This window comes from Streptomyces sp. NPDC042638 (assembly GCF_040647235.1).
In the GTDB taxonomy this organism is placed as follows: domain Bacteria; phylum Actinomycetota; class Actinomycetes; order Streptomycetales; family Streptomycetaceae; genus Streptomyces; species Streptomyces rameus.
This window is the reverse complement of record NZ_JBEZBT010000087.1, coordinates 1-19,687: the sequence shown is the minus strand read 5'-3', so window position 1 is coordinate 19,687 and position 19,687 is coordinate 1. Positions and strand designations below refer to the sequence as shown.

Below are 19,687 nucleotides of genomic sequence, written 5' to 3'. Positions count from 1 at the left end.
GTGTGGCGGGGTCGGCGAGGATGAAGAAGGCGGCCGCGGCGGCGTCCTCCACCTCCTTGGCATACCTCGCCGACTGGGGATGAGCTGTCTGGGCTGCCAGCCGCAGAGCGTGTGTGTGAAGCGGGGGCAGGGCTTCCTGCAGCCGGTCGGCGGCCTGCTGCACTTTGTGCTGGTGCTCGATCAGGGCCGTCCGGAGCAGTTCGACCTCGTGGGTGTGACGGGTGTGCTCCCGCTCGGCGGCCGTCAGCGCAGCCATGGCTGCCTCCACCGCCGTCTCCGCGTGGGCGAGGGTATCGGCGTCCTGGGGCTGTGGCGGCCGGTAATCGCGGGGAAGCGGCTGCGCACAGACAGGGCAGCCGTCCCCCGCGATCAGGCCGCTGCCCGCCGCGTGCGCGGCCTCCCTGCGTCGGATGTCCTTCAGGGTGCCCTGGGCACGGAGCAGCTCGGTCCGCGCCGCGTCCGGCGTGTCGGCCGGGGGTGCCTGCAGCAGCGCGGTGAGCTTGTGGTCGGTGGCGGCCTGGGTGGCCCGCTGCTGGGCCAGTGCGCTGGCTGCCTCGATGCCGGCGCGGACGGCGTCCGTCAGCATCTGCAGAGCCTCGCTGGCGTCGGCTGCCTCTTCCTCACCATCTCGTACGCGGCTGCGCAGGGCGTCGGCCCGCCGGTCCTCGTCGTCCAGGTCGGCGGCGCGCCGGGCCAGCGCTTCCTCCTCGTCCTTGAGGTCGGCCAGGAGCCGGGTGTGCGCGCTTTCCTCTTCTTCGAGAGTGGCCAGCCGACGGGGCACGTCGCTGAGTACCTGGGCCGCCGCTGCCAGGGCCGCGGAGTCCGCCTCGTTCTGCTGGGAGGTGACCGTGTCGAGGTCGGTCCGGGCGGTGCTCTCGGCTGCGGCGTTTTCGTCCTCTAGACGCTGCAGTTCGGCTTGGGCCTGTCGTACGGCCTCTGTGGTGGGGTGATAGTCGCTGATACGGCGCTCCCGGAGCGCGGCGGCGGCGCCTGCGCTGAGGCGGGCGTGCTGCTTGGCCCGGGCCGCCTCCGTGCGCAGGCGGCGCAGCTGGGACCGGCGGCTGTCGAGGTCGGCAGCGCCGCCGAGGGCCTGGACGTGGCGTTCGCGTGCGTTTGCCGCTTGGGCCCGCGGATCTTCGTGCAGCCGGTCGTTCTCCCGCTCGGCCTGGTGCAGCAGCTCGTTCATGTGACGGAGCATTGATCTTCAGGGGCTTGGTCGTTCGGGCCTGGTGTCTCGTCTTTGAGGGTGGGACTCGGGACGGCCGGAGCGGCTGCGTTCGGGCGTGATGTGCGTGGTCTGGTGCCGTGTTCGGTTTGCTTGTTCGGGCGCTTGGTCTGCGGTCCGGTAGTTGTGTGGGAATGATCTTGGGTTTTCGGTGGATGTCGTGGTGCGTCTATGGGCGGCTGCGTTCCCTGCGGGCTTCGAAGGTCGTTTTGGCTGGTCAGCGGTGTGTGTGGGTGAGGAAGACGTGGAGTGGGTCGTTCGCGTTGGGGGTCAGGCGGGTGAGGCCGAGTCGGCGGGCGATGAGGGTGAGGGCGTCGTTGGTGGTGCGATGTGGCCGGTTCGGCAGGGTGGCGAGTGCGCGGGCGAGGGCAACGGTTTCCGGATAGATCACCAAGTCGCGGGTCAGGAGCGCAGGGGAGGCGCTGCCTGTACTGGTCAGGTGGAGGTTTGCCTCGCATAGCTGGTTGAGGCGGGTATGCCAGCGGTGGGTGAGGTGTTGCTGGTGGTCGTACCAGCGTGTGGTGATGGCGCGTGCTGCGGTCCAGGCGGTGGCGGCACGGGGGTGCCGTAGCAGGTGCTGGTGGGCGTGGTGCGCGGTGGCGAGTTCGGGCGCACCTTGGGTGTGGACGGTGGAGGCGAGTCGTGGGTCTGGAGTGGCTTGCTGGTGGCGCGGGCACACCAGCCCCTGCGGTGACGGATGAACCCAGGCGGTGTCGGTGATGCCGTGACTGCGGTGGCGGGTGCACAGGGTGCAGGCGCGGACGGGCTGCTGTGCGGCCTCGAGTCGCTTCCAGCGCGCGGCTGCCTCGGTGTCGTGGGCGTCGTAGCTTGGGGCGAGGTGGGGCAGGGCGCGCGTCAGGTGGGGGAGCGGGGCGCGGGCCAGGACGGCGAGGTGCTGGGCCGCGTTGTGGTTGAGGTGGAGTTCGGCCGTTGGAGGCGTGCCCTGGCGGTGGATGGTGATGTTGGCACCGTCGAGGAGCTGGGGCAGCGTCAGCTGGTAGGCATCGGCGAGGCGTTGGGTGTAGGAGGCGGTTGCTTCGCCGGGTAGTGGCCGTATGTGGAACACGCCCGGTGCGGCTGACGGGATCCGAAGCCATGCCCCCGAGACGGCGATGCGCTGTGCGGTGCCGGCCCCTGCTGTGGCACGGACCGTGACGTCTGTCCGGCTCACGAGGTGTTGGTGCTCCGGGGCCGGGTGCGGGGTCGGTAGTGCTGTTCGGCGAGGTGGTCCAGGCGGATCGCGTCGAGAGTGGTTTTGGTGATGCGTTCAGTGCCGTCGATGAGGGCGGTGATGGCGGCTTGGCGGATGAGGCGGGCGAGGCTGCCGATGCGGCCGGCGGTGCGCTCATGCAGGTAGGGGGCCAGTTCGGGGAGGGTTCCGGGCCGGTGGTGGCGCAGGTCGAGGGCGCCTTCCATGGCGTTGACGAGGTCACGGAAGGGCTCTTGGTCGCCGAGACGGGCGGGGAAGGCGGCACAGTCGATGAGGGAGGCGCGTCCGGCGAGCTGCGCGCCGCGCACTCCGGTGAACAGGGGTGTGGTGGTGACGTCGATGCCGGCGTAGACGAAGGTGGCGCCGATGCGTTCGGTGAGGTCTTTGATCAGGTCGGCGCTCTGGGCGCCGGTGGTGGTGCGGGGGTTGAGTCGGTGGATCTCGTCGATCATCACCAGCTGCACCCCGGCGGCGGTGTAGGTGTGGCAGACGGCGTTGGTGATCTGGGCCTGGGACATACCGGCGGCGACGGGGATGCCTAGGTAGCGGGCGAACTCGGTGGCCAGGGTCTTGGCGCTGGCGGCGGGCGGGACCAGGACGTAGGCGACGGGGACCTGTCCGGCTGTTGCTGTGGGGCCGTGGCGTCGGGTGTGGGCGAGGTGGCAGGCGCGTCCGACCTGGAGCAGGGCGGTGGTTTTCCCGGCGCCGGCGGGGCCGGTGACGATGAGGGACGGCCGTGCGGTGACGGTCTGGTGGCGGCCGAGGATCATCAGGGTGCGCACGTTCTTGGCGAGGGCGTCGATGGCCGGGGTGCGAACGGTGACGAACCGCGAGTGATAGGCCAGGCGGTCCTCCAGACTGCGGGGCGGTGCCTCAGGCGGGGGAGGGGCTGCCACGGGAGTGGTGGCGAAGGCTTGGAAACCGTCCCAGGTGGTGACCGACTGCGTCTGCGTCTCAGGGGCGTCGACGGTGTCTGCCGCGACGCCGGGAGGCCGGTCCGCTGCCGGCGAGGGCTCGCCGGCCGGTGCTTCGCCCGTGCCTGGCGAAGTGTTCACCATTGCTCGGCCTCTGCTTCGGCGTCCCACAGTCCGTATCCGCCTGCCTCGGCCGGCAGCGCGCCCGGTTCCTCCGGATCGCCAGTGCCCGGCTCGGCCGCCGGGTCGGTGTCGATGAGGTCGTCCAGGCTCTCGCTCCAGTCCGGTTCTGGGGCCGGTGCGGTCTCTGCTTCGAGCGGGCGCCGCTGGCCTGGCAGGTCGGGCAGCCGTACTGCCGTACCGCGGGCACGACGCCGTTTGCGGTGGTTGGCTTCGTTTTCTGTTCCGGCGGGACCGCGGGTGCGACGCAGCAACTGGTCGAGGGTGTCGGCGAGGTCGGCCTCATGCTGCTCGCGGTCCCCGCGTTGTTCGACCTCGGTCTGGATGTGGCGCCAGACGGCGTCGTTGAAGGGCTGGTGGACGTGGTCGCGGTGGATCCAGGGGATTTCGTGGAGCTGTCCGTCGGTGAGGCGGACGAAGATCTGGCGGGCGTCGTGGGGGTTGTGGTGGACCTCCCACTTGCCGTCTCTGGCCTCGACCGGGGAGCGCTGGCTGCGGTGGGGGTCGAGGAGGGGGTGGTTGTAGGTGCGGTAGTCGAGGCGGATGCCGCGTTCGGTGATGGGCTGCCAGCGCACGGGCAGCAGTTCGAGGTAGTCGGCCCCGGTCAGCGGCACCGGCACATATCCGCTGATGGTGATCAGCGCGGCCCACATCTGGTTCGGTGTGAGCGCGGTTTTGGGCAGGACGGGGTGGCGCAGTCCGTCGTGGGGCCGGTTCTGCCAGCCGCAGGTGATCCATTCGTCGAGGAAGTCCTGCAGCTGCGGGATCGTCCACCGCGTCTCGGCCGCCGTCGCCGAGCCGCGGCGCTGGGGGCTGGAGCCGGTGTGGCCGGCGACGTGCTGGCAGAACAGGTCGTTGATCGCGCCGAAGGTGCGTTCCACTACGGCCTTGGCCTGCGGACGGCGGGGAGGGGCGGGCTGCACGCTCACCCCGAGCGTTTCGCAGGCGGCGACGAAGCCCTGCGAGAGGTAGATCTTCCCGCGGTCTACGACGATCGTCTCGGGCACGATCACCGGGCGGGCGGCCGCGCCGTCCAGCCGTTCGTCCAGTGACAGCATCCGCTGGTAGGGAACCTCGGCCTGTGACAGATGAAGAGACTTGGGCCAGGTGGGCCGGGCAGGATGCGGGACAGCCATCTCGGCCAGGAGGAGGGCGGCGTCGACGGCTTTGGTGCTGTGCGGGCGCAGGACGGCGGCCAGGATGGAGCGGGTGGCGACGTCGACGGCGATCGTCAGCTCCGGCCGGCCCAGGCTGCCGTCCTCCAGGACGGCCATGATGTCCAGGCGGGTGGTGTCGATCTGCACCTGTTCCCCGGGGCGCAGCACCACCGGCGACGCCGACGAGGCGCGGACGGGTGTGGTGGCCGTACGCGCCGGGCGGCCCAGACGATCGGCCGGGTCGGCCAGCACACTCACCAGCCGGTAGAACGTCGACCGTGACGGCATCTCCACCACGCCGCGCCCGTGCGTGTCCTCCAGGATCTGCCCGACCAGTACCTGCAGCCCCTTCACCGTCCCCTTCGACCGGCCTCGCTGGCGCCGCAGCGCCTCCAGCACCGCGGCCACGACCCGCTCGTCGGCATATCCCGTCGGATGACGGCCACGGGCCGGCACCGCACGCTTGTCGACCAGCCCCCACAACCCCTGCTTGCGGTAGGCGTGCCGCATCCGCTCCACCGTCGTACGCGTCACCCGGGCGAAGCCGAGCGCCGCCAGTTCCTGTGCCTTGGCCGCGTCCCGCTGCGCCAGCGTCCACCGCTCGGGGTCGTACTCCGGCCGCATCGTCTGTCCCTCGCGGCTGCCCTCAGGGCGCGGCCACCCGGTCTCCACCTCACGGATATGGGGCAGCCAGGCCAGCGCCCGCTGCTGGGCTGCCAGTGGAACGGTCTCGAACAGCCCCCACTGCGGCACCGTCTCCGGTGCCCGCCCGCCCACCACTTCGAAGCCCGGATCGGCGAACAACCGCCCCAGCAGCAGGCTCGCTTCGGTGCCGTCCTCCTGGAGCAGGTAGACCTGCTGGCCCTGCAGGGCGGCGACCTGCCAGGTCTGCCCCCGGTGGACGACGTGTACGCCGACCTCCACCGCTGGCCGCCTTGGGCCCTGCTGACCGCCCATCGTGCTCACCCCTCATTCCGTCCTGCGGTACCCGCCGCCGGGATGCCGGCTCGCCCACCGCCGTCGCGGTGCGCGTACAGCAGTGCTCGCTCACTGAGGGGCTCGTCGAGCCGCGCCGCAAGCCATCCGGACCACACTGCGTGATAGACGGCCGGCAATACCTGCAGCGGATCACCCACCGATGCCGCTCCGTCGGCCAGCGGCCGGGGCTCGGCGAACGCTTCGGCCAGCGCGGACCGCAGCCTGGGCGGTCCCTGACAGCGGGGGTGGCGGTAGCCGGCCAGCCATTGCAGGTTCGCCGTCACCACCGCCGGAGGTGGCTCGAGGCGCCGGTATGACCAGCCCACGCGCGTACACGCCGCCTCCAGGACCGCCCGCGCCCGCTGCGCCCTGTCTGCTCCGGCGGTCGGGCTGGAGGGGCAGTCAGCGAGCAGGCCGGTGCCGTCCGTGTACCGGGCGAAGAGCTGCGGGACCCACCCGCGTACGCGCCCGCCGGCCGGGTCCCGCCAGATGAGCCGCACCGGCCGGGCGGACAGTCCGGTCACCTCCGGGTCCCGGTCCAACATCATCAACTGGGTGCGCATCGTGGCGGAGCCGTGCACCACGTGCCGCCCCGTGGTGGCTGACCACCACCATCCGGGCCCCCACCGGCGTCCCGGCAGGACCGGGAACGCCGACACCGGCGCCAGTTCCTCAAAACGCACCGAACCGACCGCCTGGTCCCACGGCAGCTGGGTGACCTGGCCGGACAGTCCGGTGAAGGCCACCTCCACGGGCAGGCCGCGCTCCTGGCCGCCGGCACTGCTCCAGGCGCTGCCTGCGCCCTCACGTCCTTTCACCCTGCCACCGAAGTGGGGACCGGCTGTCAGGGGGACGCGAATCTGCCTGCTCTCACTCGAAAGGGCGATTCTCGGAGAAAATGCGGGACCGGCCCACGACGCCCATGGTGTCCAGCAGCGCCTGCTGATGAGGGTGGAGCCGGTCCCACAGGGTGGTCTGGTTGCGGCCCCAGCGTCGTAGCTCCGGTGGGATGGGCTGGCCTGTGGCGTGGGCGGCGCGGGCCCGGTGGTAGGCGCGTTGCCAGATGAAGGGCCAGGGTGGGTTCCACCACGGGTCGAGGACGGTGAGTTCTTGCAGGGTGCGGGCGGACAACTGGCCTGAGCGGGCTTTGCGGCGCTGCTGCACGAGCCAGCGCCCCAGGGGAAACCCGTCCTGGTGGATATGGATGGATACCGCCAGGTGCCCGTGCAGGGTGGCGTAGGCGCGTGCGTGGGGCAGGCCCTCCCCCGGCGGGTAGTGGCGTGCCGTCGTGCGGGCCGGTGCGGGCACGGCGGCAGTCCCGTCGGTGCCGAGGGCGGCAAGGAGTTGTTGCTGGGCGGGGTGGAGGCTGTCCCACAGCTGTGCCTGTGTCCTGATCCAGCGGCGGTCGGTCCTGGTCAGGGTGTTGCTGTCGGTGGCGGCGCGGGCCCGGTGGTAGGCGCGCTGCCAGGCGAGGGGCCAGGGTGGGTTCCAGTGAGGGTCGAGGGCGTTGAGCGCGGTGATCCTGGCGGGCTCGATGCGCCCGTCGTCGGCGCGTTGGCGCTGGCGCAGGAGCCAGCTTCCTAAGGGGTGGCCGTTGTGGCGGGTGCGGTCGGTCACGGCCAGGTTCCCGTGCTCGGCCGCGTAGTTACGAGCCTGCGCCAGCCCGGTCTCTCCCAGGGCCGGACCGGTCAGGGAGGCCGTGACGGTGCGGGCGGTGGCGGCGGTGATACCGATGTCGGCGAGAAGGTTCTGCTGCTCGGGTTGCAGGACATCGTGCCGGGCGCACTGCCGGCGCAACCACACCGTCAGCGGAGCTTCATCCTCGTCCCGGTTGCCGGGCGGGTAGTGCTGGCCGGGCAGGAGCAGCCTGCCCTCCTGCCACAGCGCGCGGGCCTGCTGGTAGTGGCGCTGCCACGGGAAGTGCCATGGCGGGTTCCACCAGGGGTCCAGCTCCGTCAGGCGCCGCCCGGGCGGCCACGTGGTTCCCGTGGCCCGCAAGTGGCGGCGCTCCTTGCTGCGTTGGGCCACCAGCCAGCGGCCCAGCGGATAATCGTCATGCACGTAGTCAGAGGGCACGGCCAAGTGCTGGTGTGCCGCGGCGAAGGAACGGGCGCTGGCCAAGCCGGCCGAGTCACCCAGCCGTGCCGCGGCCTGGCTGGCGGCCTTGGCCTCCTCCGCCGTCATGGGGACTTTGCCGGCTTCCTCAGCCGTGATGCCGATACCTGCCAGCAGGCATTGCTGATCACGCTGCAGACTCCCGTACACGGCGCACTGGTGCGACAACCACAGCGCGGACTCCGCTTCGAAGCCCGGAAAGCCACGCAGGACATCCAGCGCGTGTCCGTCCTGCACCAGCCGGCGGACCTGCGCGAAGGACCGCTGCCATGACAGCGGCCAGGGCGGATTCCACCACGGGTCGACGGCATCAAGCGCGCGGGAGCGCTCGGTGGGCCTTGCAGCCCGGTGCGCCTTGCTGCGCTGGGCCCCCAGCCAGGACCCCAGCGGATACCCTTCGTGCACTGCCCCTTTACCGGAGACCGCCAGGTGGCCGTGCTCGGCGGCATAGGCCCGGGCGTGCGCCAACCCTGTCTCGAAACGTGCCCGCATGCTGGCCCGCCGCGGCTGAGCGGTACGGGCTGCTTCGGCCGTGACGCCGATGTCCGCCAACAGACGCTGCTGCTCAGGGTGGAGAGCGTCGTACTGGGTGCACTGCAGATACAGCCACTCACCGTTCAGCACAGCGGTCCCGGTAAACCCTGCGGCTGCATCCGGCCAACCGTCCACGGCGGCGTGATCGCGCGCCCGGTAGTACGAGCGCTGCCACTGCACCGACCAGGGGACGTTCCACCACGGGTCCAAAACCGCGAGCACCCGGACACGCTCCGGCGACAGCGCCCAGGCCCTGGTCTGCACATTGTGAAGCCATTCCCCAAGCCGGAAGGACCCCACCACGGTGTCCTTCTGGACAGCGAGGTTCCCGTGTTCGCGCACATACTGACCCGCATGCGCCAGGCCGGCCGTGAAGGACTCATCCGACTGCCGGTTAAGCCCCCGCCGTCTCTTGCCCGCCGCCTTCTGCCCACTGGCGCCGACGGACATCCGCGCGGCGAGCTCGTCGACCAGCGGGCGCAGGCGGTGCGCCGGAGCGACCGCCCACATCGCCTGCTCTCGGTGCCCGGTGCGACGCGGCGGCCGCACGCACTGATACGCCCACGCGAACAAAGGCCCCGACGTCTCATCCGCCAGCTGCTCTCCGTACCAGGGGCGCCCCATGCAGCGCGCAACCGCCGAAAGCAGCAGCGGCAGATCAGCCAGCCGAAAGGGCACATGTCCCCGGGCGTCGGCGGTCAGGCGCTGCCGGAACCCGTCATCGGCCAGCAGCGTGGCGAGCGCGACCGTCTCCGGGTACGTCACCAGCTCCCGTGCCAGGACCCGCCACGCCTCCGGATCCATCCGTCCACTGCCCAAGCTCCGCAGCCGAGAAGGCCACACATGTTCTCGCGGCCACGCCTGCCACCACCACGAGGCGGTCACCGCTGCAGCTACCTCGAACGCCTCCACGGCCGCCGGGGAACGACGCAGCAACTTCGCATGATGACGGTGGGCCTGCACCCACTGCTCGCCGCCCGCCGGCAACCTCACCACCCGGCCGGGCGTGCCCGGCACCTGCATCAGCCACCGGCGGTGCAGCACGCACACCCGCTGCTGCGGCTCCAGGTACAAGCGCGCGCCCTCGGCGCGCCCGGCTGACCGCGCAGCGCACTCAGGACACGCTGGCCCCCAGGACGCAACCTTCTCCGCGGTGTGATGAAACTGCGCTGCTGGGCCTGCGGCGAACCGCTTTCGTGGCTCCTCCTGTGCCCAGGCAGGCAGTGCCTGCCGCAAATGATCCTCCGGAACTCGGCACAGCTGGGACACCCGATCCCGGGCCTGCCGGTTCAGATACACCTCGCTGTCCGACCGCGTCTGGCCCGTGACGTTCGACAGCCCGCCCACCTCAGCGATTGCCGCCAGAAGATCCCTGGGCCCTACGCCATAGCGTGCAGCCACCCGGCTCAGGAACGACTGCGTCATCTCACCTTGCAGCGGTGCCACCCGCCACACCCCACCTGCCAGGAGCATCGGCCCCGCCTCCGACGGCGCCAGCTGCCGTTTCCTGCCGCCCATGCCCTGCCCGGTCCGTTGATCTGCAACTCCCATAACCGTCGGTCGGCCTCACTCGTTATGGGTCACCAGCCACGGCTTGGCGGGGAAGCAGACGCGGGGCTCTTACGCCCAACTCCCGCAGTGCGTCCTTCTGAGGGTCAACCGTGAACCTCCAACCACCGTTTACGGTGTCCGTACGCGTTTGGTACGCGATATGTGCGCTTCACGCTAGGGTTGGGGCAGGAGGTGTGCATGTCCGAGCTGTTCGATGCGGTCGATGCGCTCATTGCGTCCCGTTCCCCGTTGCCGCCCCCGGCGGAGCGCAGGCGGCTGCGCCAGGCGCACGGGCTGACGCTGGACGAGGTGGCCGCCGCACTGCAGGTGCGGCGTGCGACGGTCGGCGGCTGGGAGGCCGGCAAGACCGAGCCGCGGCCGCCGGAGCGCGACGCCTACGCTCGCATGCTCAAGCAGCTCGCCCAGCTCTACCCCGCAGGCGCTCCGGTGCCCCCTGAGGACACGGCGATCCCCGAGACGCCTGCCGTTCCGGCCGCTCCTGCGCCATCGGCCGCCGAACCGGCTCAAGCCCGTACCGCACCTGCAGGCCCGGCTGCGGAGCCCGCGAACACCGCACTCCGCCCCGCTGCGCCTGCTGCTGTACCGCACCCGGCGGTCACGTCCAGGCCGATGTTGCGCCGTCCGGCCGCGAAGAAGGCCGCCCCCGCAGGCATCCCGGCGGGCGGTGCTGATCCGCGTTTCGAGAACGGTCCGCTCGCGGTCGTCGACGTCGCCGACGGCCAGGTGCTGGCGTACTGCGTCGGCGGCCTGGTCCTGGACGTGCCCGCCAAGTCCATCCCGTCCTTGGTGGACTGGACCCTGCGCGAGGCGAAGCTGGGGCAGCCCAAGCTCAGTGGTCCGGGCAAGGATGCCGACCCGCTGATCGTGCTGACCGAGGCCGCGCTTCAGCGCTACGGCCTGCCCGTCACGCTCACCAAGGAGGAGCGCCTGGCTGGCCGGATCCCGGAGGGCCACAAGGTCATCAAGCAGCTGACGCGCGCCGACTGGCAGTTGACCAAGCGCGGGTTCGGGCCGTGGGCGAGGATCTACCGCCCCGCGCAGGGCGCGGAGCGATCCTGCGTGCAGTTGTGCATTCCGTCGTGGGACGCGCTGGACACCCGGCACTGGGCCGACGCGGGGCAGTTGCCGCCGGCGGACCTGGCCCGGCTGCTGGGTACGTATGCGGCCCGCGTGATGACGCCGCGCGGATCGACCGCCGTGACCGGCCTCGAGCTGATGACCGCGCTGCATCCGCCGACCCGTGCCTCCGAACCGGATGCGATGGGCAAGCGGCACTCCGAGCACAACCCCGGCTCGTTGGGGAAGGATCCGGTGGACTGCGCGCCGTGCGAGGCTCCCGACGGGCACCCGCTCCTTGCCGATCTGCCGCGTTTCCACCAGCGCACCCCGGCCGAGGTCCTGGTGGAGGAGGCGTACGACTGGGCGCGCCCGCTCACCGACGCCGAATGCCTTCGCCCCCACCTGGTGGGCATCGACGTGAACATGGCCTTCGCCGCCGGCGCGAACGGCCTCACGGTCGGTCTGGGTGCGCCGACGCACGTCAAGAACCCCGTCTTCGATCCGAAACTGCCCGGCTCCTGGCTGGTCGACCTCTCCCACGTCGACCTGTCCCGCGTGAAGGTGGCCAAGGACAAGTGGGCGGAGCTGGACGGCGAGCTGCTGCCCAGCCCGTTCACGCCGAAGGGCGAGCGCCCGACGGGGCCGGCCTGGTACGCCACGCCGACGGTGGCGTACGCGGTGGAGCTCGGCTACGAGGCGCGCCCGATCGAGGCGTACGTCCGCCACGACAACGGCCGCTACCTGGACGCCTGGTACAACCGGCTGCGCGATGCCTACCTCGCCACGATGGCCGACCTCGGGGTGGGCGTCGACCTGCCCCCGGAAGAGTTCCTGAAGGCGATGGACGGCTACCGGCAGCGTGACCCTCAGCTGGCGGTCGTGGTGTCCGCGGTCAAGGCGACCGTGAAGGGTGGCATCGGCAAGCTGCGCGAGCGCCCGCGCGGGGAGGGCTGGAAGCCCGGGCAGCCGTGGCGGGCCCTTGCCCGCCCGACGTGGCGCCCGGACATCCGCGCGGCCGTCATCTCCCGGACCCGGATCAACATGCACCGCAAGATCGTCAAGCACGCCGCCTTCACCGGGCAGTACCCGGTCGCGATCCTGTCGGACTGCGCCGTCTACGCCTCCGACGGGCCCTCCCCGCTGGACTTCCTGCCCTACCGGGACGGCAAGCCGCTGCCGGGCGGCTTCAAGCTCGGCGTGAACCCCGGGCTGGTGAAGTGGGAGGGCACCCAGAGCGTGCTGTGGGGCGAGGGCGTGCGCGAGCAGTTCAACGCCCCGGAGCTCAACCTCGCCCGGTACATCAAGGACGGCACCGTCACCGACGTCGACAACGGGGAGTAGCAGGCGATGAGTGTGTTCGGGGACGGTCTGGACGCCGCGGTGCAGAAGGCGTTCACCCGCCCGGCGCCCAAGAGCGCGCCCGCGCAGATGCGCTACCTGGTCAAGCAGCTCAAGAGCACCAAGGCGGTCGCCCAGATGCTGCGTATCTCCCAGCGCACCGTCGAACGGTACCTCAAAGACCAGATCAAAAAGCCGCGCCCGGACCTCGCCGCCCGCCTGGAGAACGAGGTGAAGAAGCGCTGGCAGCCGCAGATCCGCGCCAAGGCACGGCAGAAGGCGGCGACCACCGACGGCATCGTCATCGACACCCGCGCCCGGATCGGCTACACCGCGCCGATCGGAACGACGGACGAAGACCGCCTCCGGCACTTGACTGTCGCGCTGCCGCCCCGCTACGCCGCCCGCCTCTTCAACGCCCAGGAGCAAGGCGCCACCGACCAGGAGCTCCAGCAGATCGCCGCCGAAGCGCTCAAGGAGGTGTACTTCCAGGACAACGGCCGCCGCGCCGGCCAGCTGGAGGAGGTCCGCTTCACCGACATTGAGCACCTTGAGTTCGACCTCTGACTCACCGTCGCCTGAAAGTCCGGGGCAGGTTGCGTGACCACGGCGTACGGGTGTGGGCGGGGTGCTGACATCCCCCGTTGCTGCCGCTTTCGCCCATGTCCCTTGGCTGGAGTGAGGGAGAAAGGACTGGCGGCGTGGCCGCATCCGGGTCTCGGGACGTGCTCGCCTGGGTTGCACGTCGGCGGGCCGCCGCGCCGACCGCCATGAGTGCGACGGGCTCGGTTCCGGAAATGTGTGGTGACGGCCGGGTGCGCCCGTTTAGCGTGATCTGGCTGACGATCGTCGGCAGCATGTGGTGAACACACTGGAGTACGGATGGCTTTGCCCGCACGGCTCACCGCCGCCCTGGGACGACACCCCGACGAACTCGCCGAGGACGATCTGCAGCGCGCGGTCGACAGCCAGATACCCGAGGGCGTCGACCTCGACTGGAAGAAGGACTTCTACCAGGGCACCGACGCGGGCAAGAAGGAACTCGCCAAGGACGTGTGTGCCATGGCCAACACCGCCGGCGGCATGGTCGTCATCGGCGTGGATGACGGCAAGCAGGATCACGCACACGCCCTGGCCCCTGTCGAGCTGGTCCAGGGCCGGGGGGAGGAGTGGATCCGCTCGGTGCTCGCGAACTGGGTCCAGCCCGTCGTACCCAACGTGGGCGTCCGAGTCGTGAAGTCCGCCGCCCAAGAGGGCAAGATCTACTGGCTGCTCACTGTGCCCCCGAGCACCCAGGCCCCGCACGCTGTCGCGGCTCCGGGCAACGACTACAACTTCCGCGTGCACGTTCGGAACGGCACCACGACCCGCACCCTCGCCGAGTCCGAGATCGCCCAGCGGTATCGCGACCGTTTCAAGGCTGCCTCGGACGACGTCGATCGCCTGCACGAGGTCGCCGAGGCAGGCCTGCGCTACCTGGGCAGCCACGTCATCAAAGAGTTGCCCAACGGCGGCAAGCTCTCGGATCACTACCCGGTGTGGGTGAGCCTGGCAGCGGTGCCGGCCGTCCGCGGCAACTACCCGCTCACCACGCAGGCGGAGCGAAACGCTGCCTTCAGCCGCTTCTGCATGCTCGCCGGCGAGGCAGTGACCACCAACATGCAGCCGGACCATCCCATCCTGGTCGGCCGTCGCCAGCTTCGCTTCGAGGGAAATCCGACCGGCCAGCTCCACCAGGACGGCTCCTTCTACGCGGCCCTGCCGCTCTATGTCCAGAGCGATCGGCGCGCGCCCGAGGGGCCCATGCTGCTGCACCAGCGCGGACTGGAACTTGAACTGGTGGCCCAAGTCCAGGCGGCGGCAGCCTGGGCGGCGGCAGCCGGATCGAGCGGCGACCTCATGCTTTCCGCGGCGCTTCTCAGCTACGTCGGCAGCGATGTACCCCTGCGCCTTGTCGTGGGGGATGCACTGCTCCATCACGGCCCAGTCAGCCCCGTGCCGGCAATGCCCGCTCAGACAACGGCTGACCTTACGGCCATTACGACCGACAAACACGAGGCCGTCATCGCGGCGTACACCCTCGTCTCGGACCTGCTGGCCGATATGGGAGCCCACCAGCCCGAACTGCTGAGCCCCCAAGGAGACATCGCAGTGCAGAAACTTGGCGCAGACTGGCGCCCCAAGCTCACCGGCTGGGAGTAAAGGAGCGAAGCCTCGGGCAGCCACACCCGGGGCTTCGGCATACGTGCACATGCCCCTCCCCTGGACGAGATGGTCATGTCTCCGGGCCCGTGCCGGCCCCGGGCGGTAGGACCTGGATGTCACTGGGCGGGGTGATGATGGCGGGATGGTTGACGAGCGGGCGGCGGCGAAGTGGTACCGCAACGAGGAACAATGGGCACGGCAAGTCGCTGCCTCGTGGTTGGGCCACCCGGCGGTTCGCGAGGCGGTCGAAGCCGCTGCCCCGACGGCTGCTGAGATCGTGGCGCCGCTGGCGCGCCACATGATCTCCCAGGTGGAGATCACGCGTTTCTGCTGGCGGGTGTGCGGCATCGCGCCCTCCTTCCCGGACGGCAGTGAAGGTCCGAACCCGTTCGACCCGGCCGCGCCGGGCGCGTGGCCGCTGACGGACGCGGAACGGGAGCGGGCGGGTTACATCGCTGCGGTTTTCCACCGGCTGGTCCAGGTCGTCGTGCAGGTACTCGACCGCGCTGAGATGCATGTGGACGCGCCCTGGGGATCCGATCAAGCCGTGATCGCTGTGCTCCTTCTGCTGGTGTCGGACGGCTACGCGGTGGCCTGGGGCGATGCCCGGTTGTTGGCCGATCAGTTGCAGCCGCCGGGCGTCTCCGCGATCACACTGGACGGACGCTCGACTTCCGCACGCGACGGCCGATCGGAGGAGATGGCGCGCAATGCCGACCGGATCCGCAAGCTGGTTCGTGAACGGGTCGGTGGCCGCGATCTCCGCCGTCCCTACGCCGCGGCCAACGGTCGGCGCGCCCAGCCGCGGCCGACGGTGATCCGTCGGCAGGTGCTGAAGGAGATCATCGACGACACTCCCAGGGTGACGGTCGAGCTGTTGCGTAGGACGTGGGGCAATTCGGAGGAGAAGGTCGGCGGGCGGCTGCGCTGCGAGCTGACCCGCCGTCTGGCTGACGAAGGCTTCCCGGCGCCGGACAAGCCTTCGAAGAGCACCCTGTCCAACGACCTCCGGACGCTGAAGGCGCGCCCAGACTGACCCGGCCAGAAGAAAAAGTCCGGGCGAATGCGCGCGCGTCTTCGCCTGGACTCGGGAACCGGCAGCCTCCCAACGTCAGCACCACGACGGACTTTTGTGGAGGACCGCGTGATTCCCGACCGCACCAACCCGGCCGCCCCTCCGGCCGCGCAGACCCCCGAGTCACCAGGGCAGCAGCGCCGACGGGGTTGGCCAGACCCTGCCTCGCCGGTCGGCGCTGTCATCTACGCCTTCCTGGGCGGCATGGCCTTCTGGCTGGTCATGGACGTAGTGGTGCGGCACGTCCACATCTACTGGCGATGACCAGACGCAACGACCGGCGGTGGGCACGATGGTGACGGTCGCCATGGTCACCTCCTTCATGCCCACTCCACGCCCAGTTCTCGCAGCGCGGTCAGCTGGTCCGGGGTGAGCTTGTCGCGCCTCGATTTGGTGTTCGAGACCCACACGCCCAGTTTCACGACTACCGGCTCCGTCTCGCCGTCGACCACGATCTGTTCGCTGTGCCCGCGCGGTACAGGCCGGTGGGCGCCTTCCCGTTCTACCCACTGCGCGAGGGCCGCCAGTCCGCGCTGGAACGCCTGCTGCGCCTTGCTCGGACCCTTCGCCGCACGCCCGGCCGCCGGGGCGGCAGGCGGCGCCTCAAGCGGCCTCACGCCCAGCTGGAACAGCCGCTCCTGCTGCCCCGCGGACAGTTGTGCCCAGGTGCCCGGATTCTTCTGACGCTCCAGCCACCGCCCGATGTCGTCGCCTTCGAACAGCACGCCCGGCTCGATGGCCGGCAGGACGCCGTCGGCGTCGACCAGGTCCGCGAGCACCCGGTAGTGCCGCTGCCAGTCGAGCGGCCACGGGCAGTCCCAGTCCGGGTCGACCGCCGTCAGTTGTTGCGCGCGCTCCGCAGCCCGGTCAGCGTCCTTCCCGAGGCCGCCCTTGCGCCGGAGGTTGGCCACATGCTGCCCGACCGGCACCATCGCGTCGCCCTCGCCCCAGACCGCGTCCTGGCGAGGGGCGAGGTGCCCGGTGGCCCGGTGGTACGAGCGCAGCGCGGCGAGCTTGTTCTCCCATGCTTCCTCGCCTGGCGCCCACACCATGCCGGCTTCTGGCGCGTCTAGCAGCTCCTTGCGCCGCTCCTCCAGCTCACCGGCCCGTAGCGCCTTTCGCTGCTGGTGGACCCATCGACCAAGCGGAAACGCCTTCGTTGCCCCGACTTCGACCTCGACGTCGTAGGGCACGGCGTGGACGCCGGTGATCTCGTTCTCCTTCCGCCAGCGCAGCAGGGCCTGGTAGCCCTCCAGCCACACCAGCGACTCCGGCCGGTAGACCCGGGTGCGCAGGAACGCGGCGATGGTTGCCGCGTCGCGGGGAGAGGAGAAGTGGAGCAGGGCGGACTCGGCAGCGGCGTCGGTGTCGTCCTGCTCCTGGTCCTCGCCGTCGCCTTTTCCGCCGACCCCGACGATCTGCCCGTCCTCATCGCGCTGGAGGTGGACCTTGCGCTTGCCGCTGGTGAGGGCGCGGGAGGCGAGCTGCTCGACCAGACGCTCATCATGCGAGCGCAGGCCCTGAAGGACCGCTACAAGGGGGCGGAACGAGGCGCTGGCGACCATGTCGGTCGGGTCCTCGTTGGGCTCCAGGAACACCGGCACGATGATCCTGGCCACCTTCGTGCTGCCGTCCTTGTTGAGCCTCAGCGCCCGGCCGATGTTCTGCACGATCTCCACCTGCGAGCCGCGGGTGTCCGCGAAGCAGATCGCTTCCACTCCCCGCTCGCCGGTGATGTCCACGCCCTCCCCGAGCACGCGAACGCTGGCGAGGAAGGCGCGGTGCACCCGGCGCCCGGCGGCGTCGATGCCGTTGGCGAACTGCCTGATGACCTCGCGCCGCTCGGTCACGAGGTGGTCGCCGCACAGCCATGCCGACCACACCCGGTCTGGCGGGACGTGGCGGCCTGCCTCGAGCTCGTAGAACTCCGCGTCGATGGAGGACTTCGGCAGCTTGTTGGCGGCGGCCAGATCTTCGTCGGTGGCGTCGTTGACGTACAGCTCGGCTGCCGTCTCGGGCAGCTTCTCCGCGAACGCAGCGGCCTCCTCCACCTTCTGGTGGAACGTCATGACCGTGCGCAGATTCCATGCGGCGGCGTGCTCCAGGAGCGCGGTCTGCAGGAGCGCCAGGCGCCGGCCCCGCCGCGCCTCCTCCGACTCCCCGAGGACCGGCGAAGGGTCGCGGATCTCCAGCACGTCGATCTCAAACCCGGCGAGAATTTCGCGCTCGATCGCCTCGCTCAGACCGAGCTCTGCGAGCCACGCACCGTACGTGCCGTTCGGGTCATCGGCCATGGTCGCAATCTCCGCCTCCTGGCCGTCCGCGCCCTTCCGCGGGCGGGCCGCGGCGAGGATGCGCGGGGTCGCGGTCAGGTAGAGCCGGAAGTCCGCCGGGATGCGGGCGTTGTCGTGGATCGCCGCCCACGGCCGCCCAAGATCACCAGCGGTGCCGTGCGCCTCATCCACGATGGCGAGGTCGAAGCCCGCCATGCGCTGGCCGTACAGGCGGTCTCCGCCTGCCAGAGCGGCCTCCAGCGGCCCGCGAACCTTCCGCTGGCCCTCGGGTGCGTCGATGTCCTCGCGGTCCACCAGGGAGGCATAGGTGGCGAACACGACGACCGGCCCGGACCCGGCCCACAGGGCGAGCTGGATCGGGTTGGTGGTGGTCCGCACGCCCAGCTCTTTCAGCACCGGGTCGTTCTCCAGCGAGCACACCGCGACCATCGGCGCCCGGTGGCCGACCAGCCGCCACGCCTGGGCGGTCTGCGCGAGCAGGTCCAGGGTGGGCACCGTCACGAGGATCCGGCCGTTCGCGAAGCTCTCCAGCGCGCACGCGGCGGCCGTGATCGTCTTGCCCGAGCCGGTCGCTGACACGATCGTTCCCCGGGCCCCCTGCGGGGGCACAGATGACCTTGCAGGGAATCCCGCCCACCTGCGAAACGCGGAGCGCTGATCGACCTGGTGTTCCTTGAGCTGAATCGCTGACATTCCTTGCCTCCCCGAGCGCTGAATTCCTGTGGTCTTTCAGAGGGCCGCGTGCGGAATGCAGGCCGCGCCCAAGTCGTTCCAGATCGACGCATCCGCCTTGTGCCAGCCGCCCGGCTTTCCGTCCCTGAACGGTGGCTTGTCGTTCGGGTCGTAGTGCCCGGCATCGAGCGTGCAGACCACGACATCCCGGTCCGCGTTCCGCGTCCGCGCGGTGCACAGACCGCCGGCCTCACTCAGCACCTCCAGCACCCGGCGCCGTGCCGTGGTGTGCGGATGGGTGCCCGGCAGCACGGCCTCCCGGACGAACCGCTCCAGCCGCACCAGGTCCGCCCGCTCACGCTGCCTCACGTCCGCGATATGTACGGCCAGTTCAGCGGCCCCGGCCGACCGGCCGCCGCGCCGCGACCACTCCCGGTCCGCGATGCCCACCAGGGACTCGCTCACGGCCGTCACACCGTCATCCCAGCCGTCCGAGAACACCGCGCCCCGAGAGGCCGGCGCCATGCCGCCCAGCTCCACCACCTGGCACTGCGCCCCAGCGACCGCACCGGCCTCCAGCGCGGCCACCAGGTCGTCCGCCTCGCTCGCGGGCACGCCGTGCGCCTCCAGGAGCGCGAACACCTTCAACCGGGCGTTCACGCCCGCCGTCTGGTACTGCGTCACCCGGCGCACAGAATCGCTGCTCAGCGCGGGATCGGGTCCGGTAGATTCGTGGTGACCGGTCATCTACGGTCATTCCTCTCGGAATTCCGGGGAGGTTCCCGGGCGGTTGAGGGGTGTCCCGTGTTTCCACCAACGGTACATGCTGCATCAACTTGATGCACGCGGTACACTAGAACCCACACGAACGAGCGACCCCCACCCTTCGCAGCCAGCCCGGCCCGCGCCAGCGGGCCCCAAGGTTCTGGAGGCGCAGCCGGAAGGACCGTCAGGCGGGGGAGCGCAGCGGACCCGCCCAGGAGTGCAGAGCACTCACCAACTCCCTTACTAAAAGGCCCCACTAGCGGCACCTGACACCCCGCCAGTCACGGCCGCGCGATGCGCGGCCCGCCGGGCGCGCAGCGGCCGGCCCCACCGGTCCCTGGAGCGCAGCGGAGGGGACCGCCCGCGCACCGCGCGGGCCAGCGGGAGCGCAGCG

General features: G+C 70.6%; 13 protein-coding genes. 5 read left to right on the top strand and 8 right to left on the bottom strand.

Annotated features, from left to right (window positions below; translation table 11 throughout):
* The 6 genes from AB0B40_RS36080 to AB0B40_RS36055 form a co-directional block, all read right to left on the bottom strand.
* The coding region (locus AB0B40_RS36080) for a hypothetical protein (RefSeq protein WP_362267798.1) at positions 1-1,186 on the bottom strand (1,186 nt) is incomplete at its 3' end.
* Positions 1,187-1,442: 256 nt separating this feature from the next.
* On the bottom strand, positions 1,443-2,396 hold the full coding sequence (locus tag AB0B40_RS36075; RefSeq protein ID WP_362267795.1) for a TniQ family protein: 954 nt from the start codon (positions 2,394-2,396) through the stop codon (positions 1,443-1,445).
* Positions 2,393-3,493: an ATP-binding protein gene (locus AB0B40_RS36070; RefSeq protein ID WP_362267792.1), complete on the bottom strand. Its 1,101-nt coding sequence runs from the start codon at positions 3,491-3,493 to the stop codon at positions 2,393-2,395. The genes AB0B40_RS36075 and AB0B40_RS36070 overlap by 4 nt, the downstream gene beginning before the upstream one ends.
* Positions 3,487-5,643 carry a transposase gene (locus AB0B40_RS36065; RefSeq protein ID WP_362267805.1) on the bottom strand — a complete coding sequence of 719 codons (2,157 nt, stop codon included), beginning with the start codon at positions 5,641-5,643 and terminating at the stop codon, positions 3,487-3,489. Before AB0B40_RS36065 ends, AB0B40_RS36070 begins: the two co-directional genes overlap by 7 nt.
* Before the next feature lie 5 nt (positions 5,644-5,648).
* The gene (locus AB0B40_RS36060) at positions 5,649-6,410 is read right to left on the bottom strand and encodes a TnsA-like heteromeric transposase endonuclease subunit (RefSeq protein WP_362267802.1); all 762 of its coding nucleotides are present in this window, start codon (positions 6,408-6,410) and stop codon (positions 5,649-5,651) included.
* Between the two features lie 124 nt (positions 6,411-6,534).
* On the bottom strand, positions 6,535-9,786 hold the full coding sequence (locus tag AB0B40_RS36055) for a Helicase associated domain protein (protein WP_362267800.1): 3,252 nt from the start codon (positions 9,784-9,786) through the stop codon (positions 6,535-6,537).
* Between the two features lie 276 nt (positions 9,787-10,062).
* On the opposite strand from AB0B40_RS36055, the gene AB0B40_RS36050 reads away from it, so the two are divergent.
* The 5 genes from AB0B40_RS36050 (at position 10,063) to AB0B40_RS36030 (ending at position 15,826) form a co-directional block, all read left to right on the top strand.
* Entirely contained in the window at positions 10,063-12,285 is a 2,223-nt protein-coding gene (locus tag AB0B40_RS36050) for a helix-turn-helix transcriptional regulator (protein WP_362267790.1), read from the top strand.
* 6 nt (positions 12,286-12,291) lie between these two features.
* On the top strand, positions 12,292-12,849 hold the full coding sequence (locus AB0B40_RS36045) for an XRE family transcriptional regulator (protein WP_362267789.1): 558 nt from the start codon (positions 12,292-12,294) through the stop codon (positions 12,847-12,849).
* A 315-nt stretch (positions 12,850-13,164) separates the two neighbouring features.
* Positions 13,165-14,484, top strand: coding sequence for an ATP-binding protein (locus tag AB0B40_RS36040; protein ID WP_362267788.1), 1,320 nt, complete (start codon positions 13,165-13,167; stop codon positions 14,482-14,484).
* A gap of 145 nt (positions 14,485-14,629) precedes the next feature.
* Positions 14,630-15,523: a hypothetical protein gene (locus AB0B40_RS36035; RefSeq protein WP_362267786.1), complete on the top strand. Its 894-nt coding sequence runs from the start codon at positions 14,630-14,632 to the stop codon at positions 15,521-15,523.
* 108 nt (positions 15,524-15,631) lie between these two features.
* Positions 15,632-15,826, top strand: coding sequence for a hypothetical protein (locus AB0B40_RS36030; RefSeq protein WP_362267785.1), 195 nt, complete (start codon positions 15,632-15,634; stop codon positions 15,824-15,826).
* Between the two features lie 56 nt (positions 15,827-15,882).
* Here the strand turns inward: AB0B40_RS36030 and AB0B40_RS36025 are convergent, their stop codons facing one another.
* Both AB0B40_RS36025 and AB0B40_RS36020 read right to left on the bottom strand, forming a co-directional pair.
* The gene (locus AB0B40_RS36025; RefSeq protein ID WP_362267783.1) at positions 15,883-18,549 is read right to left on the bottom strand and encodes a Helicase associated domain protein; all 2,667 of its coding nucleotides are present in this window, start codon (positions 18,547-18,549) and stop codon (positions 15,883-15,885) included.
* Positions 18,550-18,585: 36 nt separating this feature from the next.
* The gene (locus tag AB0B40_RS36020; protein ID WP_362267781.1) at positions 18,586-19,212 is read right to left on the bottom strand and encodes a hypothetical protein; all 627 of its coding nucleotides are present in this window, start codon (positions 19,210-19,212) and stop codon (positions 18,586-18,588) included.
* Between the last annotated feature and the right edge of the window lie 475 nt (positions 19,213-19,687).

What these genes read in the sequence shown, in the direction of transcription:
- AB0B40_RS36045 (WP_362267789.1), top strand. Translation starts at nt 12,292, where the DNA reads ATGAGTGTGTTCGGGGACGGTCTGGACGCCGCGGTGCAGAAGGCGTTC.
- AB0B40_RS36065 (WP_362267805.1), bottom strand. Translation starts at nt 5,643, where the DNA reads ATGGGCGGTCAGCAGGGCCCAAGGCGGCCAGCGGTGGAGGTCGGCGTA.
- AB0B40_RS36025 (WP_362267783.1), bottom strand. Translation starts at nt 18,549, where the DNA reads ATGTCAGCGATTCAGCTCAAGGAACACCAGGTCGATCAGCGCTCCGCG.
- AB0B40_RS36035 (WP_362267786.1), top strand. Translation starts at nt 14,630, where the DNA reads ATGGTTGACGAGCGGGCGGCGGCGAAGTGGTACCGCAACGAGGAACAA.
- AB0B40_RS36050 (WP_362267790.1), top strand. Translation starts at nt 10,063, where the DNA reads ATGTCCGAGCTGTTCGATGCGGTCGATGCGCTCATTGCGTCCCGTTCC.
- AB0B40_RS36070 (WP_362267792.1), bottom strand. Translation starts at nt 3,493, where the DNA reads ATGGTGAACACTTCGCCAGGCACGGGCGAAGCACCGGCCGGCGAGCCC.
- AB0B40_RS36055 (WP_362267800.1), bottom strand. Translation starts at nt 9,786, where the DNA reads ATGCTCCTGGCAGGTGGGGTGTGGCGGGTGGCACCGCTGCAAGGTGAG.
- AB0B40_RS36040 (WP_362267788.1), top strand. Translation starts at nt 13,165, where the DNA reads ATGGCTTTGCCCGCACGGCTCACCGCCGCCCTGGGACGACACCCCGAC.